The sequence below is a fragment of the Pseudomonas sp. HN11 genome (assembly GCF_021390155.1).
Lineage (GTDB): Bacteria > Pseudomonadota > Gammaproteobacteria > Pseudomonadales > Pseudomonadaceae > Aquipseudomonas.
Map to the genome: position 1 here is coordinate 1,209,317 of NZ_CP089985.1, position 15,107 is coordinate 1,224,423.

General features: G+C 60.5%; 15 protein-coding genes. 8 read left to right on the forward strand and 7 right to left on the reverse strand.

Translation table 11 applies throughout. From position 1 onward, the window contains the following. Positions 1-18: 18 nt before the first annotated feature. From LVW35_RS05440 to LVW35_RS05455, 4 genes are all read right to left on the reverse strand, one after another. Complete coding sequence (locus LVW35_RS05440) at positions 19-1,398, reverse strand: ATP-binding protein (protein WP_233894117.1); 1,380 nt, start codon at positions 1,396-1,398, stop codon at positions 19-21. Next, entirely contained in the window at positions 1,395-3,209 is a 1,815-nt protein-coding gene (locus LVW35_RS05445) for a DAHL domain-containing protein (RefSeq protein WP_233894118.1), read from the reverse strand. Before LVW35_RS05445 ends, LVW35_RS05440 begins: the two co-directional genes overlap by 4 nt. A 10-nt stretch (positions 3,210-3,219) precedes the next feature. Continuing rightward, the gene (locus tag LVW35_RS05450) at positions 3,220-4,149 is read right to left on the reverse strand and encodes a cytochrome-c peroxidase (RefSeq protein WP_442799666.1); all 930 of its coding nucleotides are present in this window, start codon (positions 4,147-4,149) and stop codon (positions 3,220-3,222) included. Between the two features lie 67 nt (positions 4,150-4,216). Then, positions 4,217-6,088: a putative bifunctional diguanylate cyclase/phosphodiesterase gene (locus LVW35_RS05455; RefSeq protein ID WP_233894120.1), complete on the reverse strand. Its 1,872-nt coding sequence runs from the start codon at positions 6,086-6,088 to the stop codon at positions 4,217-4,219. Positions 6,089-6,306: 218 nt separating this feature from the next. On the opposite strand from LVW35_RS05455, the gene LVW35_RS05460 reads away from it, so the two are divergent. From LVW35_RS05460 to LVW35_RS05470, 3 genes are read left to right on the forward strand one after another with little or no spacing between them, the layout of a single operon-like run. Further along, positions 6,307-7,620, forward strand: a complete 1,314-nt coding sequence (locus LVW35_RS05460; RefSeq protein WP_233894121.1) for an HD domain-containing phosphohydrolase — start codon at positions 6,307-6,309, stop codon at positions 7,618-7,620. Continuing rightward, complete coding sequence (locus tag LVW35_RS05465; protein ID WP_233894123.1) at positions 7,617-8,027, forward strand: NUDIX hydrolase; 411 nt, start codon at positions 7,617-7,619, stop codon at positions 8,025-8,027. Before LVW35_RS05460 ends, LVW35_RS05465 begins: the two co-directional genes overlap by 4 nt. Further along, positions 8,024-8,527 (forward strand): GNAT family N-acetyltransferase, encoded by a 504-nt coding sequence (locus LVW35_RS05470; protein ID WP_233894124.1) that lies wholly within the window; start codon positions 8,024-8,026, stop codon positions 8,525-8,527. Before LVW35_RS05465 ends, LVW35_RS05470 begins: the two co-directional genes overlap by 4 nt. Here LVW35_RS05470 and metR read toward each other — a convergent pair. Then, on the reverse strand, positions 8,524-9,441 hold the full coding sequence (gene metR / locus LVW35_RS05475; protein WP_233894125.1) for a transcriptional regulator MetR: 918 nt from the start codon (positions 9,439-9,441) through the stop codon (positions 8,524-8,526). The two genes, LVW35_RS05470 and metR, sit on opposite strands and share 4 nt — an antisense overlap. 179 nt (positions 9,442-9,620) lie before the next feature. On the opposite strand from metR, the gene LVW35_RS05480 reads away from it, so the two are divergent. From LVW35_RS05480 to LVW35_RS05500, 5 genes are all read left to right on the forward strand, one after another. Further along, positions 9,621-10,640 carry an alpha/beta fold hydrolase gene (locus LVW35_RS05480; protein ID WP_233894126.1) on the forward strand — a complete coding sequence of 340 codons (1,020 nt, stop codon included), beginning with the start codon at positions 9,621-9,623 and terminating at the stop codon, positions 10,638-10,640. 55 nt (positions 10,641-10,695) lie between these two features. Further along, positions 10,696-11,349, forward strand: a complete 654-nt coding sequence (locus LVW35_RS05485; RefSeq protein ID WP_233894127.1) for a DsbA family oxidoreductase — start codon at positions 10,696-10,698, stop codon at positions 11,347-11,349. 96 nt (positions 11,350-11,445) lie between these two features. After that, complete coding sequence (locus LVW35_RS05490) at positions 11,446-12,366, forward strand: arginase (protein ID WP_233894128.1); 921 nt, start codon at positions 11,446-11,448, stop codon at positions 12,364-12,366. Then, the gene (locus LVW35_RS05495; protein WP_010212789.1) at positions 12,363-12,743 is read left to right on the forward strand and encodes a transporter; all 381 of its coding nucleotides are present in this window, start codon (positions 12,363-12,365) and stop codon (positions 12,741-12,743) included. The genes LVW35_RS05490 and LVW35_RS05495 overlap by 4 nt, the downstream gene beginning before the upstream one ends. Continuing rightward, positions 12,740-13,144 carry an EamA family transporter gene (locus LVW35_RS05500; RefSeq protein ID WP_233894129.1) on the forward strand — a complete coding sequence of 135 codons (405 nt, stop codon included), beginning with the start codon at positions 12,740-12,742 and terminating at the stop codon, positions 13,142-13,144. The genes LVW35_RS05495 and LVW35_RS05500 overlap by 4 nt, the downstream gene beginning before the upstream one ends. A gap of 94 nt (positions 13,145-13,238) precedes the next feature. Here the strand turns inward: LVW35_RS05500 and LVW35_RS05505 are convergent, their stop codons facing one another. Further along, the gene (locus LVW35_RS05505) at positions 13,239-14,105 is read right to left on the reverse strand and encodes a fatty acid desaturase (RefSeq protein ID WP_233894131.1); all 867 of its coding nucleotides are present in this window, start codon (positions 14,103-14,105) and stop codon (positions 13,239-13,241) included. Positions 14,106-14,160: 55 nt separating this feature from the next. After that, positions 14,161-14,931, reverse strand: coding sequence for a MipA/OmpV family protein (locus tag LVW35_RS05510; RefSeq protein WP_233894133.1), 771 nt, complete (start codon positions 14,929-14,931; stop codon positions 14,161-14,163). Positions 14,932-15,107: the final 176 nt, after the last annotated feature.

Genomic DNA, 15,107 nt, shown 5'->3' on the forward strand with positions numbered 1-15,107 from the left:
ACGACTCGGCGGCGTGTCCTACGCCGCCGTTTGCCGAATCGGCAACACCACTCGAAACGTTGTCCCTTTGCCCAGCTCGCTGCTGACGGAGATGTCGCCACGGTGTTTCTTCACGATGCCGTAGGAGAGCGAAAGCCCCAATCCTGTCCCTTCGCCCACTGGTTTGGTGGTAAAGAACGGATCGAAAATTTTCTGCAGGGTTTGCGGCGCGATCCCGCAGCCGTTGTCCGCCACTTCCAGCCACACGTTCTCGCCGTCCACACCATTGCTGATGGTAATGGTGCCGCGCTCTGGTCCCATTGCTTGCGCCGCGTTGATCACCAGATTCATCACCACTTGGTTGAGCTGTGAGGCCAGGCATTCGATTTCTGGCAATGCGCTGTAGTGTTTGACTACATCGGCTTTGTACTTGAGTTCGCTGGCGACGATGTTCAATGTCGAATCGATGCCCTGTTGCAGGTTGGCAAATTGCCAGGTCTGCTCGTTGTCCACACGCGAGAAGTTTTTCAGGTCCTTGACGATCTGCACCACGCGATCAATGCCTTCCTTGGACTCCTTGATCAGGACCGGAATGTCTTCCTTGAGAAAGTCCAGTTCCAGGCCGACGCGCATGGCCTTGAGCTGCTCGCTTTGTTCCGCTGGCGTCATCAGCGCTTCAGCCCGTTGATAGGCATCCAGCATCTGTTGCAATTGGTTGAAGTAACCCTCCAGGGTGCTGAGGTTGGACGAGATAAACCCCACCGGGTTATTGATCTCATGGGCCACACCGGCCGCCAGCTGCCCCAGCGACGCAAGTTTCTCCGACTGCACCAATTGGCTTTCCAAGTGTTTGCGTTCGTCGATCTCCATTTGCAGCGCTTGGGTGCGCTGTTCCACCAACTGCTCCAGGTGGGTGGTTTGCAGCGAGGCGCGGCGGGCCATGTCCCATTTGTTGGCCAGGGTGTTGGCCATCTGCTGGACTTCGATGTTGTCGAAGGGTTTTTTCAGGATCAGTAACCGATCATGGGCGTGCAGCCGCTCCAGCAGGTCTTCCCAGGAGTAGTCTGAGTACGCAGTACAGATCACCACTTGCAGGTCAGGGGCGACTTTCCACAGTTCTTCTATGGTTTTCGCGCCGTCCCAGCCTTGGGGCATGCGCATGTCGACAAAGGCCAGGGCATACGGCTGTTTGCGCTCCATGGCCGTGACGAGCAGTTGCAGGCCTTCTTCTCCGCCATAGGCCGAATGCAGTTCGAACACCGGGGCCTGGACTTTGGCCGTGGCGCCGAACAGCGCCGACTCCATGTCATCCAGCAGTGGGTTTGATTCAACGGTCGGCACCAGGATCTTGCGAAAATCGTCATGAATCGATGGCGTGTCGTCGATCAGCAGGATGCGCCGGTTGGGAGGTTGGTTCATGGGGGGCTTCCGGCAGGGGTGAGAGGGATCGTCAAGGTAAACACCGCGCCCAGGCCCGGCCCGTCGCTGTGAGCGCTGAGCTGGCCATTCATTTCCACGGCGGCCAGGGCGCAACTGTGCAGGCCGAAGCCGTGACCCTCCTTGCGGGTGGTGAAGCCGTGGGTGAAGATCCGGGTCATGTTTTCTGCCGGTATGCCTTCGCCGTCGTCTTTCACGCTGATCTGCAAGGTTGCGTCATCGCGTGGTTGGACCGTAAGGGTCATTTGTCGCGGCCGGTCGACGAGGTTGGACATGGCGTATTTGGCGTTGCTGATCAGGTTGACCATGATCAGCAGCAGCCGGTGTTTATCCGCCAGGATTTCCGGCACCTGGGCATAGTGCTTGACCACCGTCACATTGTGCCGGCTCAGCGCCCCCGCGTTCATGCGCAAGGCATCTTCCATCAACACGTCGATCTGCACCGGCTCCAGCAGCGTGGATGCACCGGCATAGGATTGTTGGGTGGAGACGATGTCCTTGATGTGGTCGACGCTTTTGCTCAATTGCGCGAGTTCATCAGCCATGCCTTGTTGTTCCAGCGCGATGGCCTCCACCAGTTGATTCAAGTAACCCGGCAACAGCTTGCCCTTTTCATCCTCGGTGAAGAAGGTGCCCAGGTCACCTTGGCGCTCGTTGATCAACTGCATGGCCCGGCCCAAGCCCAGTGCCTTGCTGCTGCGCAGCTTTCGAGTGACCAGATCGGCGGAGATATTCAAGCTGTTGAGTACGTTGCCCACGTTGTGCAGCACGTTGGTGGCGATCTCCGCCATGCCCGCCTGGCGAGCACTGTCGAGCAGTTCGCTCTGGGCATCCTTGAGTTGTTGGGTGCGGCGTTCCACCCGTTGCTCCAGGGTTTCGTTCGCCGCTTGCAAGGCACGGTTGACCCGGTTGATCTCGGCGAAACTGCGCAGCAGGCGCGCCGCCAGGTAAAGCAGCAAACCCACCAGCAGGGTGGAGAAAATCAGCAGGTAGCGGTGGTATTGGTGATCGACAAGGTCGGCGGCTTGCTGATCCTGGTTGAGGTGGGTCGTCAAGTCGTCCAGGCGCTCGGCGACCGGCACGGCGGCAATCCGGTCGAGCAGGCCGTTGACCACCGGCTGCTCGCGCAGGATCAGCGAAATATGGTTGCTGAGGATATCGACAGGCCCCTGGAACTCGGGGGGCAAGCGCTCCTTGTTGATCGCCAGTTTGCCCAGGCCTACCAGGATATCGGCGGCGCGGTCGTCACTGGTGACCTGGGCGAATTCCAGGCTGCTGAGCAACAGGTCGTAGGTATCGGTGGCGACATCGTGCAGTTGCAGGCGGCCTTCATCGTCGTAGCGATTGAACTGGGCCTGGATGTCATCTTCGGCGGTCGGCAGAAACGCCAGGGAGTTGCGCAGTACGGCGTTGTGGGATTTGAACTGTTCCACCAACCGGGCTTTTTCCTGGATCGCGGCCTGGTAGGCATCCCGATTGGCTTGCCAACCAGGCAGGTCGGCAGGGTCGTGGTAGGAGTCGCGGTTTTCCAGCTCGGCCCAGATCCGGGTCATCGCCTGCAGCGGTGCCACCAGGGGATCGTAGTTGTGGGTGAGGGCGATCCTGGCCTTGAGTACTTCACTGTCCCATTGGGCATTGAGCTGCTGGAGCTGGCGGATCAGGTCCCTCGATTGGGTATAGGTGGCCGTCTGGTCACGGGAAGACTTGAGGTACAGAAACACCAGGGTGGACGCCAGCAGCAGGGTCATCAGGCCCAGCAACACTTGGCCGGCACGGCGGCGGGAAAGGGTCATGACGGTATGCTCATAAAGGCTTGCCCGCCCATTCGCCGGTCAGGGTCTTGAGAAACTGGATGATCAGGTCCTTGTCCTCCTGGGACGGATTGCGCCCCAGCTGGTACTTGAACATGACGTCGACCGCTTCCTCCAGGGTCTTGGCCGAGGCATCGTGGAAGTACGGCGCGGTCGCGGCGACGTTGCGCAGGCTGGGCACCTTGAACACATGTCGGTCCTCTTCGTCCTGGGTCAGCAGATAGCGGCCCAGGTCCGACTCGACCGGGTTGCCACGCGTCTTGAAGTAGTCGCCCATCACTCCGAACTTCTGGAACATATTGCCGCCGATATTGATGCCTTGGTGGCAGGCGATGCAGCCGTAGTCCTTGAAGCGCTGGTAGCCGTATTTTTCCTGGATCGTGAGAATTTCGGTGTTGCCAAGCAGGTACTGGTCGAACCGCGAATTGGGCGTCAGCAATGTACGTTCATAATTGGCCAGGGCGTTTTGTACGTTGGCGGCGGTGACGCCATCGGGGTAGGCCTGCTGGAACGCCGCTTGGTAAGCGGGCAGGGCGGAAAGGTTATGCACCACGCTTTTCCAGTCGCTGCCCATTTCCACCGGGCTGATGACTACCTGTCGGATCTGTGCCTCCAGCGTATCGACGCGGCCATTCCAGAACTGCTTGAAGTTCAGGCTGGCGTTGAAGACAGACGGGGTGTTGATGTCCACTGGCTTGCCATCGAAGCCAATGGAAAACGGCTTGTTGTCGGCACCTCCCGATTCCAGGCGATGGCAGCTGGCGCAGGACAGCGTGTTATTGACCGACAGACGCGGCTCGTTGAACAGCTGGCGCCCCAGCTCAACCTTGGCCGGGTCCAACATCGGAACTGCGGGCAGAGGTTTCAGTGCTTCGTCCAACGGCGCGGCCATCAAAGGCATGCCCAAGCCCAGGCACAACATGAAGGCGACGCCGAAACGGCAGGTCAAGACTTCGCTCAAGCGAGCACTCCTTGCAAGCATAAGGCTATTAGTCGGGCATCAGAGTGGCGCTACCCGCTTGCAGCAACTGGGCGAAATCCTTCGACGGCACGGCCTTGCTGAACAGATAGCCCTGGCCCTCTTCACACAGCTGGGTTTGCAGGAACTTCAGTTGTTCGACGGTTTCCACGCCTTCGGCGATGATATTCAGGTCCAGGCTCTTGCCCATGCCGATGATAGCGCTGATCAGTTGTTCGTCCTGGCTATTGACCTTCAGGCCGTGAACGAATGACTGGTCGATTTTCAGCACATCGATGGGAAAACGGCGCAAATAACTCAGGCTGGAATAACCCGTACCGAAATCATCCAGGGCCAGACGCACGCCCATGGCCTTGATTCTATTAAGGATCTCAACCGTTTCGTCGACATTCTGCATCAGCACGCTTTCGGTGATCTCCAGTTCCAACTGTGTCGGCGGCAGACCGGTTTGCTTGAGGAGGGTGGCAAGATTGTCGACGAAATTGCGCTGGCGGAAGTCGATGGCCGAGATGTTCACCGATATGCACAGCGGCGCCAGCCCCATGGCGCGCCAGGCTTGTGCCTGTTCACAGGCCTGGCGCAGCACCCATTGGGTCAGGCGCACAATCAGGCCACTGTCTTCGGCGACCGGGATGAAGTCGGCCGGGCTGATCCAGCCCGAGCGCGGCTGGAACCAGCGAATCAGGGCCTCCGCACCGACGATTCGCCCGGATTTCAAGTCCAGCTTCGGTTGGTAATGCAGCACAAATTCATCGCGCTCCAGGGCCAGGCGTATCGCGCTTTCCAGGTTTTGTTGATGCAGGGCGCGGTGGTTCATGTCTTCGGTGTAAAAACTGAAATCATCCGGGCCGCGCTCTTTACGGGTGTGCATGGCGGTTTCAGCGTGTTTGATCAGCTCCACCGCTGTGCCGCTGTCATTGGGGTAAATACTGATACCCAGGCTGGCGGTGATGTTCAGGTCATGCCCCGCGACATGGCGGGTGGCGCGGAGGGTGTTGAGTATTTTTTGAGCAACGTGCTGGGTTTGCTGAGGGTGCACCACATCCTGCAGCAGGACCACAAACTCGTCGGAGCCGTAGCGAAAGACCGAGTCCGACTCCCGCACAGTCGCGACCAGGCTTTGGCTGACCTGCTGCAGCACCTCATCGCCGACTGGATAACCCAAGGCATTGTTGATGCGCTTGAAACGATCCAACCCAATGAATATCACCGCCAACTGGGTGTCATGCCGTCGGCTCAGGGCAATGGCCTGGGTCAGCCGGTCGCCGAGCAGCGTGCTGTTGGGCAGTTCTGTCAACGCGTCATACTGGAGCAGGTGCGAGACCTTGAGCAGCTCCTGCACGCGCTCCTCGATGGTTCGTTCCAGGCCAATGACTTTAAACGCAATGTCCTGGGCGAGTTGCCATTTCCAGGTCAGGGCGCTGGCCATCTGGCGAATTTCCAGGTGATCGAAGGGCTTTTTCAGGATCAGCAGTTGGTCGTTGTATTTGAGCCGCGCTTCGATGGCCTCGAATGAGTAATCGGAGTAGGCCGTGCACAGCGCGATCTGCAGGCGGGGATCGACCTCCCACAACTGTTCGATGGTTTGCAGGCCGTCCCAGCCAGGTGGCATGCGCATATCGATGAAGGCCAGGGCATATGGCGCCTGATCGGCCAGCGCTTTATTCACCAGGGCCAAGGCTTCCTGGCCCTGGTAGGCGGAGTCCAGCTCGAAGGCCTGGCGCGCTTTGGTGGCGGTGCCGAACAGGGTTTCTTCCAGGCTCTCCAGCGACGGTTCGCCATTGGCATCGGCGCAGAGGATCTTGCGAAAGTCCTGGTGGATCGAAGCCGTGTCATCGACGATCAGAATGCGACGGTTGGCCCGTGCCGAGTCCGCACTCATGGGGTGCTCCGTACCGGTAAAAGGTCCGACGGCATAACGACTCCTTCCCTGATTCCACTGCTGAGGCGGATACAGCCTACTGTGACAGCATAGTCGAGCGCCCTTGATATCGGGGGCCAGTTGGCGTCAAATCGACCCCGCGCGTTGAGCAAGGGAAGACGGCTTGGCACAAAGGTTGAATTTAGCTCGATTTTGTTTAATTTGAAGGCGCAGCAGGCATGGATGAACATATCGCGACAAGACCCACCGTTTTGCTGGTCGACGATGAAGCGTCGATCCTCAACAGCCTGCGCCGCTTGCTACGCGGCCAGAACTTTGATGTGGTGCTGGCCGACAGTGGCGCCCAGGCGCTGGAAATAATGGCGGCGCAGCCCGTCGACCTGATCATGAGCGATGCGCGCATGCCGGGTATGGACGGGGCGCAGTTACTGGCCGAGGTCCACCGCCTGTACCCCACCACCAGCCGCATCCTGCTGACCGGTTATGCCGACTTGCCGACGATCATCAAGGCGATCAACGAAGGGCAGATCCACCGCTACATCGGCAAGCCCTGGAATGACGACGAACTCAAGTTGATCCTGCAGCAGGCCCTTGAGCACCAACGGCTCGAACGCCTGACCCGTGTGCAGAACGATCAGCTCAAGGTATTGAATGCCTCATTGGAAAAGCGCGTGGCGGCGCGCACCTCCGAGTTGCAGCAAACCGCCGACATGCTCGACCTGGCCTACGAAGAACTCAAACGCAGCTACGTGACAGGCACCGAGGTCTTCTCGTTGCTGGCCAACCTGCGCCTGCCCAAGAACAAGCAGACCAACCGTCAATTGATCGAGTTGGTCCGCGTCTATTGCGCTGCACAGTCCATGGACGAAGCCACTACGCGCGACCTGACCATGGCGGCCGCGCTCTACAACATCGGCAAGCTCAGTTGGAGCGACAGCCTGTTGGTTGCCGCAGCCGATAAGTTGCACAGCAGCGACCGTGAACAATACAGAGGCTATCCGAGCCAGAGCGAATCCCTGCTGATGACGCTGGAGCCGATGAAGGATGCGGCGCGGATCATCCGTCATCACCAGGAACGCTGGGATGGCAGCGGTTTTCCCGATCACCTCAAGGGCGATGCGATACCCTTCGGTTCGCGACTGCTGAAGTTGGCGGTGGACTTTATCGAACTGCAAAAAGGCCTGATCCTTGAGCGGCAGATGAACAGCGACGAAGCCCTGCTGTACATCCGAAAGTATGCCGGGCGCCTCTATGATCCGGAGCTGGTCGAAGACTTTGTCCTGGCCTGTGCCGCGTTTCTCAGTGATGTGACACTGGGTGATCCCTCGGTCAAGGCTTTGACGACCCGTGAACTGGAAGCTGGCATGGTCCTGGCGCGCAATCTCAACGCCGATAACGGCATGCTGCTGCTCAACGCCGGTAAAGTGCTGAACCTGCCGCTGGTGGACAAGCTGATTGCGTTTGAGGCGATGGAGGGCGCGAAATACACCATATTCATCAAACTACCTGAAGAGACAGCGAACCTTTCATGAGCCATTCTACTATCCGCATCGCCGCGGCCCTCCTGATCGGCGCTGACGGCCAGACCCTGGTGGTGCGCAAGCGTGGCACCCGGGCCTTCATGCAACCCGGCGGCAAGATCGACGCCGGCGAGCAGCCTGCCGAGGCCCTGGCCCGTGAGCTGCACGAAGAGCTGAACCTGCGTATCGAGCCAAGCGCAGCGGTCTACCTGGGAAAATTTTCTGCGCCGGCCGTCAACGAGCCCGGTTTCACCGTGGAAGCCGAGTTGTTCCAGGTGCAGATCGATGTGGCGGTCATGCCTGCCGCCGAGATTGAAGAAGTGCGCTGGATCGACCCGGCCGGTGACGGCGGCCTGCAATTGGCCCCACTGACACGGGATCTGATCCTGCCGTTTTATCGCGCCTCGCTCACGGCATGATCATTCGCACGCTGGGGGCCAGCGACGCCGAGGCGTATCGGGCGTTGATGCTGGAGGCGTATGGCGCCTATCCCCAGGCGTTCACCTCCAGCGTGGCGGAGCGTGCGGCAATGCCGCTCAGTTGGTGGGAAAAACGCTTGAGCAGCCCGTTGGATTGCTTGCTCGGTGTTTTTGTTGATGACGAGCTGGCCGGTATTGTCGGCCTGGCGTTTGAGCCGCGAGAGAAAGCGCGGCACAAGGTGACGCTGTTCGGCATGTACGTGAATACGGCCCATCAGCAACAGGGCCTGGGGCGCCGGTTGGTCGAGGCCGCGTTGGACGAAGCGCGCAAACAGCCGCGCCTCAAAGTGATCCAACTGACGGTCACCGCCGGCAATGACCCGGCCTTTGGCCTGTACCAACGCTGCGGCTTCATCCAGTACGGCCTGGAGCCGCTGGCGGTGCGGGTCGGTGTGGATTACTTCGATAAGATCCACATGTGGCGCGAGCTTGCGCTCTAGCGCACTGCGCTGACCCCATCCAGGGTGGAAAACGATGTGTCCTTGGCCGTCAGCAGGAAGTCGCGCATGTAGGGTGCATCCAGCATGTCCGCACGAATCCCCGCATACAAGGTGGCAAACAAACCTTTCTCACCCAGGCGCTTGGCCTTCACATAACCACGCGAGCTGTACTCATGCAATGCCCAATGGGGCATGCCGCACACACCACGGCCGCTGGCCACCAGTTGCATCATCATCACCGACAGCTCGGACGTACGCACCTGGGCTGGTTCCACGTCGGCGGGTTCGAGGAAGCGCGTGAAGATGTCCAGGCGGTCGCGTTCGACGGGGTAGGTGATGAGGGTTTCGGTCAGCAAGTCTTCCGGCACGATGTACGCTTTGTTCGCCAGCGGATGCTGGTTAGCCACGGCTAGCATGGCTTCATAGGTGAACAGCGGTACATAGGTGATACCCGGCAGCTCCAGCGGGTCGGACGTGACCACCAGGTCCAGGTCGCCACGGGCCAGCGCCGGCAGCGGGGCAAAGGCGAAGCCGGAGGCCAGGTCCAGCTCGACTTCCGGCCACGCATCGCGGAACTGGTCGATGGTCGGCATCAGCCACTGGAAGCAACTGTGGCATTCGATTGCCATATGCAGGCGCCCGGCGGTGCCGCCGGCCAATCGTGCAATGTCACGCTCGGCGCCGCGCAGCAGTGGCAGGGTGGCGTCGGCCAGTTGCAGCAGACGCAGGCCGGCGCTGGTGAAGCGCAGCGGCTTGGTCTTGCGCACGAACAATGGCATACCCAGGCGCTCTTCCAGCTCCTTGAACTGGTGAGACAGCGCCGACTGCGTCAGGTGCAGGCGCTCGGCGGCTTCCACCAGGCTGTCGGCTTCGCGCAGCGCGTGCAGGGTCTTGAGGTGGCGGATCTCGAGCATGGGTTCTCCATGAATAAAATTTGTGAGGAGTTGGAATGGCGTGAGTTTGTCTCATGTTGTCGTGCCTGTCGACTGACCATTGGGCACTCTTCATCAAACTGTCATGCAACTGTGGCAGCGCGCTTGAACAAACTTCATCAGACTCGCGCTCTACTGGGGTTCTGCGTTTCGGTGTTTTCATGCGTGTGTTGCTTTTACTGGCCGCTCTCTTGTTCGGCCTGCCGTCTTTTGCGGCTTCTCGATGTGACGTCAATGTCCCGACCCAAACGGTCGACCTGGCTCAGGTGAGCATCGCCTACCAGAGTATCGGCAGCGCGTCCGACCCTGCCTTGCTGCTGGTGATGGGCCTGGGCGGGCAGTTGATCCACTGGCCCGACGAAGTCGTCGTCGCCCTGTGCCAACAAGGTTTTCGGGTGATCCGCTACGACAACCGTGACGTTGGCCTGTCGACTTGGCGCCAGACACCGGCCAATGCCAACCTGACCTTTGAAGTACTGCGCTACAAGCTTGGCCTGCCAGTGGCGGCGCCCTACACGTTGACCGACATGGCCGATGACGCCATCGGCCTGATGGACGCGTTGCAGATCCAGCAATTCCACGTGCTGGGCGCGAGCATGGGCGGCATGATCGCCCAGCACCTGGCAGCCATGGCGCCACAGCGGGTGGAGAGCCTTACGCTGATCATGACCAGCTCCGGCGCCGAAGGCTTGCCGGCGCCGAACGCGGCGTTGGTGCAACTGTTGTCGCGGCGCAGCGCGCCCAATCGTGAAGTGGCCCTGGAACAGCAAGCGGATTTGCTGGCGGCGTTGGGCAGTCCGAACGTGACGGATGATCGCCAGGCGCTGTTGCACCAGGCGGCGCTGTCCTACGACCGAGCCTTCAACCCGGACGGCGTGAAGCGTCAGATCATGGCGATCCTCGCAGAACCGAGCCGAGTGCCGTTGCTCAACCAACTGCGCGTGCCTACATTAGTCGTGCACGGTACCGCCGACCCGCTGTTGCCGGTGATGCACGGCGTGCACCTGGCGGCGCATATCCAGGGTAGCCAGTTGAAGCTGATCCCCGGCATGGCCCATCGTTTCCAGGAAGCGTTCAAGGCGCCCTTGCTGACGGCAGTGTTGCCGTACCTGCAAGCCCATCGCGAAGATGCGGCGCACTGGGCGCAGATTGACCTGGGCGAGCCTTCGAAGGTGCTGTGACATTGGTGTATCGTGCAACCTTTGTGGCCCATTTGTGCCTGCGAGGTTGCCCACCATGAGTACTCCCCTGAAAATCGATTTCGTCAGTGACGTGTCCTGCCCCTGGTGCATCATCGGCCTGCGCGGCCTGACCGAAGCCCTTGATCAGCTTGGCGCCGAAGTACAGGCCGAGATCCATTTCCAGCCGTTCGAACTGAACCCGAACATGCCCGCCGAGGGGCAGAACATCGTCGAGCACATCACCGAAAAATACGGCTCCACTGCCGAAGAATCCCAGGCCAACCGTGCGCGTATCCGCGACATGGGCGCCGAGCTGGGCTTTGCCTTTCGTACCGATGGCCAGAGTCGCATCTACAACACCTTCGACGCCCACCGCCTGCTGCATTGGGCCGGGCTGGAAGGCTTGCAGTACAACCTCAAGGAAGCGTTGTTCAAGGCGTACTTCACCGATGGCCAGGATCCGTCCGACCACGCCACCCTGGCGATCATCGCCGAAAGCGTCGGCCTGGATATCCAGCGTGCGGCCGAGATTCTTGCCTGCGATGAATACGCCGCCGAAGTCCGTGAACAAGAGCAGCTGTGGATCTCCCGTGGCGTGACCTCGGTGCCGACCATCGTGTTCAACGATCAGTACGCCGTCAGCGGCGGCCAGCCGGCGGAAGCCTTTGTAGGGGCGATCCGCCAGATCATCAACGACGCGAAAAACTAAAGCCGATCACGCTCCCACATTAGCCAGTCACCGTCTTCAAGAGTGGTGCTGGCCCGTCCCTTGCATTGACCCCCTAAAGCCTTAGGGGACACTGCCTTGAACATTCTCGACCTCGACCACAGCCTCACCGGCCAGGCACCGATCGCCCGGCGTTTGGCCAGCGGCCGTGCCACGCGTATCGACCTGTTGGACCTGGGCCCGAAACTGCGCCTGTGGTCCACCGAAAAAACCTGGAAGCGCTTCGCCGAACGCCTGGCCCAACGGCCTCGGCCGACGGACGCGCGACCGGAAATCCTGTTTGTCGGCTCCGGCGACTATCACCACCTCACACCGGCTTTTCTTGCCGACCTGAAGGAGCCCATCAGCCTGATCCACTTCGATAATCACCCCGACTGGGTGCGCTTTGCGCCCAAGCGTCACTGTGGTTCGTGGGTCAACCGCGCGTTGAAGATGCCGGCGATCAAACGCATCGTCACCCTCGGCCCGTGCAGCGACGACCTGCACAACCCGCAACTGCGCGGCGGCAACCTCGGTGCCCTCAAACGCGGGCACTTGCAACTGTTTCCCTGGCAGCATCCGCCGTCGAAAGTCTGGGGCCGGGTCGGGGACGGCGCCGGTCACCAGCAGCAGGAAAACCACCTGTATTGGCGCAACCTGGCCGAGCTGGATTGGGCGGCGTTTCTCGATCAGCTGATCACCAGCCTGCCCACCGAGGCTATCTGGATCACTATCGACAAAGACGTGCTCGCCAGTGAGGACGCGGCCACCAACTGGGACCAGGGCGGCATGCGCCTGACCCACCTGCTGCAAGCCTTGCGGGCCTTGGCAGCGCGCAAACGCATCATCGGCATTGACGTGTGTGGTGAGTTCGCCACGCCCGCCTTCAGCAATGCCTTCAAGCGTTGGGAAGCCAAGTCCGACCAGCCGCCACCCGAGCGCTGGAGCGCGGAAGATTTGCAGCGCAACGCGGCCACCAATGAAGCCCTGATCGACCTGTTTGAGGAGCTGTTCCCGTGACGTTGACCGTGGTGTTGCTGGTGGCGTTTTCCATTGTGCTCGACGTGATCGGCCAACTGTGTTTCAAGATCGGCCTGGACCGGTTGCCCGAGTTGGACGGTGGTTTCCGCCTGAATGCATTCTGGGGCCAGGTCTTCAATGCGCCGTTGCTGTGGGCCGGGATCGGTGCCTATGCCATTGAGTTCTTCGTGTGGCTCGAAGCCCTGTCCCGTGCGCCGCTGAGCCTGCTGTTCCCGGCCGCGGCGCTGGCCTATTGCGGTGTAGTGCTGGCGGGCAAGGTGGTGCTGGGCGAAACCGTCAGCCGCCGCCGTTGGCTGGGGACGCTGGTAATCACCTTGGGCGTGATGTTGGTAGCCATTGCGGGGAGTCAGGCATGAGTACGCAAACCTTGAATAACGGATGGCTGCACGGGCGCTTCGGCACGGTGGTGCTGTGGGCTTTGTTGATCTGTACCGAAAGCGCCGGCCAGCTGTTTACCAAAGTGGCCGGCGACCAACTGGGGCAGATGGACTTGAGCTGGCAGTGGCTGGCTGACGTGGCGCGCAACCCTGGCATTCTGGCGGCCATCGCCAGCTACATCGGCGCTTTTTTCGTATGGATGCTGATCCTGCGGCGCAGCAGCCTGTCCCTGGCGTTTCCGCTGAGTTCACTGGTGTTTGTGGTGGTGCTGCTGGGGTCGTGGCTGGGGCTGGGGGAACATATCAGCCCGCTGCACTGGGTGGGGGTGGCGGTGATTATCGGCGGTATTGCGCTGCTGGCCGAAGGCGAAGAGAACTGATCACTCTGGCCTGGTTTTTGTGGTGAGCGGGCTTGTCGGGTCGCCGCATCGCCCGCGCAGGGCAAGCCTGCTCACCACAAGGAGTGGGGGCAGGTCAGGGTTTGCGGTGCGCCACCAAAAAACCTAGACCATGGGACACCGAAATCTCCTTCACCCCCGCCTCACGCTGTTGCTCGGCAATCTCCCGATGAAATGCCTTCACTTTGGTCCAGTGCATCTTCGGTCGGTAGTGGTGCTCGGCGTGATAGCCGTTGTTCATCCAGATCAGGTTGTACAGCACGCTGTAGGAACTTACGCCCCAGGCAATCGGCTGGTCCGGGTTGCCGCCGAAGTGTTCGTAGTAGCCATTGAGCGATGACAGGCACTGGCCCAGGTACCAGAACGGCAACAGCCACAGCACCGCCTGCCAGTTGTAGAACGCCAGCGCGATATAGAACGCCACGGTCACCCCGATCTCGACCTTGACCCAGCGCGCGTCCGCCGGGCGTTTGCGCTTCATCTCGTCATAGAACGGCTTGGGGTCGTCGCGGAAAAAGCTCAGGAAGGTATAGGCCCAGGGATTTTCCGGCTGGCCATCCTTCCCGCGTTGGTAGATCGACAACGGGTCGATGGTTTTACCGTCCGGCCCTGGCAGGTCGGCGTTGCCACGGTGATGGCGGTTGTGGATGTCGCGGTAGAGCGTCTGGGAAAAGCCGATGGTCACCGACAGCAGCAGGTCGAACGCCCGGTTCATCGCACGCAGGCTGAAGTAGGCATTGTGGATCTGGTTGTGGGAGATGCTGTTGATGCTCCACGACAGGCTGATCGCATAGACCAGCGCCAGGGGCACCAGCGCCCACCAGCTCAGGCTATTGAAGGCAGCAACCAGCCAGACGACAAAGACAAAGTGCACCAGGCCCAAGGCGATGGGCACCAGGTCCCAGAGCGAGTGATGCAACAGGCGGTAAGCGGGGCGAGCCATGAAGAATGTCCTGGAAAAATGGATTCCAAGACGTCATTGCAAACCCCAGACCAACCTAGTCGAACTTGTAGCTGATAGCCGTCTGCACCTGGCCCTGGTTCACTTCGCCGGTCTGCCGGACGATGCTGCTGTCGGCCGCCGAGCCGACGAGGTGAACCCAACTGGCGCTGGTCAGCAATGACCATTTGGCCGCCAGGGGAAACTCGAAACTCTGAGTCAGCGTCAGGTTCTGGAAGCCGCCGCTGGCGTGGTAGGGGCGAAAGCCCGTGGCGGCGGCCTCGTTGTCATCCACGCCGAAAAACGTGTTGGTCTGGCGTGCGTCGGCAAAATGCGCGACCAGGCCGCTGCTGCCGATAATCCCGCCACCCAGGGGATAGCCCAGTTCGCCGCCGACTTTGCCCAAGGCACCGCTTTGCGAATGCCCACCGCCCACGGCTTGCCCCAGTTGCGCGTACACCCGCCAGAAATCAGCCGGGGCGTATTGGATGAAACCACCGATTTCCGCCATGTCCGACACATTGCGCAGGCCCTGGAGATCGCCATTGGACGTACGCCCCGACAGGTAATTGATATAGGGGCCGGCGGTCAGCCCCTGGGTATTGAGCGCGCTCCAGGTCAAGCCGTCATCGGTGCTCAGGCTGACATCGCCCCAGTCCAGGTCGAAATAGGGAACGGGCCGCGTTTCGTAGTGGCTGCCGGTAGGGTCATGAGGCTGGTAGCTGATGCCTGCGCCCACTTCGCCGGTGATGCCTTCGGCCACGGCAGCGTTTGAAAAGCTCCACAGGCCAAGCAAACCAACGAATGCAGCGCATGTGATCCTGAACATGGTCACGGTTCCTTGATTGAATACGTGCGCATGAACGCGCGAAGGGGCGCTGGTGCGCAAGCACTCATCTTGTTTGTAGCAAGCTACAAAAATTGTAGCTCCCGCGACACAGATCCCGTTGTGAATCGAACAAACCCCCAGCCCCGCTGGGCGCTGGCCAGTTGGCACACTCCCTG

What these genes read in the sequence shown, in the direction of transcription:
- LVW35_RS05455 (WP_233894120.1), bottom strand. Translation starts at nt 6,088, where the DNA reads ATGAGTGCGGACTCGGCACGGGCCAACCGTCGCATTCTGATCGTCGAT.
- LVW35_RS05445 (WP_233894118.1), bottom strand. Translation starts at nt 3,209, where the DNA reads ATGACCCTTTCCCGCCGCCGTGCCGGCCAAGTGTTGCTGGGCCTGATG.
- LVW35_RS05470 (WP_233894124.1), top strand. Translation starts at nt 8,024, where the DNA reads ATGATCATTCGCACGCTGGGGGCCAGCGACGCCGAGGCGTATCGGGCG.
- LVW35_RS05485 (WP_233894127.1), top strand. Translation starts at nt 10,696, where the DNA reads ATGAGTACTCCCCTGAAAATCGATTTCGTCAGTGACGTGTCCTGCCCC.
- metR (WP_233894125.1), bottom strand. Translation starts at nt 9,441, where the DNA reads ATGCTCGAGATCCGCCACCTCAAGACCCTGCACGCGCTGCGCGAAGCC.
- LVW35_RS05460 (WP_233894121.1), top strand. Translation starts at nt 6,307, where the DNA reads ATGGATGAACATATCGCGACAAGACCCACCGTTTTGCTGGTCGACGAT.
- LVW35_RS05500 (WP_233894129.1), top strand. Translation starts at nt 12,740, where the DNA reads ATGAGTACGCAAACCTTGAATAACGGATGGCTGCACGGGCGCTTCGGC.
- LVW35_RS05480 (WP_233894126.1), top strand. Translation starts at nt 9,621, where the DNA reads ATGCGTGTGTTGCTTTTACTGGCCGCTCTCTTGTTCGGCCTGCCGTCT.
- LVW35_RS05450 (WP_442799666.1), bottom strand. Translation starts at nt 4,149, where the DNA reads ATGTTGTGCCTGGGCTTGGGCATGCCTTTGATGGCCGCGCCGTTGGAC.
- LVW35_RS05465 (WP_233894123.1), top strand. Translation starts at nt 7,617, where the DNA reads ATGAGCCATTCTACTATCCGCATCGCCGCGGCCCTCCTGATCGGCGCT.
- LVW35_RS05505 (WP_233894131.1), bottom strand. Translation starts at nt 14,105, where the DNA reads ATGGCTCGCCCCGCTTACCGCCTGTTGCATCACTCGCTCTGGGACCTG.
- LVW35_RS05510 (WP_233894133.1), bottom strand. Translation starts at nt 14,931, where the DNA reads ATGTTCAGGATCACATGCGCTGCATTCGTTGGTTTGCTTGGCCTGTGG.
- LVW35_RS05440 (WP_233894117.1), bottom strand. Translation starts at nt 1,398, where the DNA reads ATGAACCAACCTCCCAACCGGCGCATCCTGCTGATCGACGACACGCCA.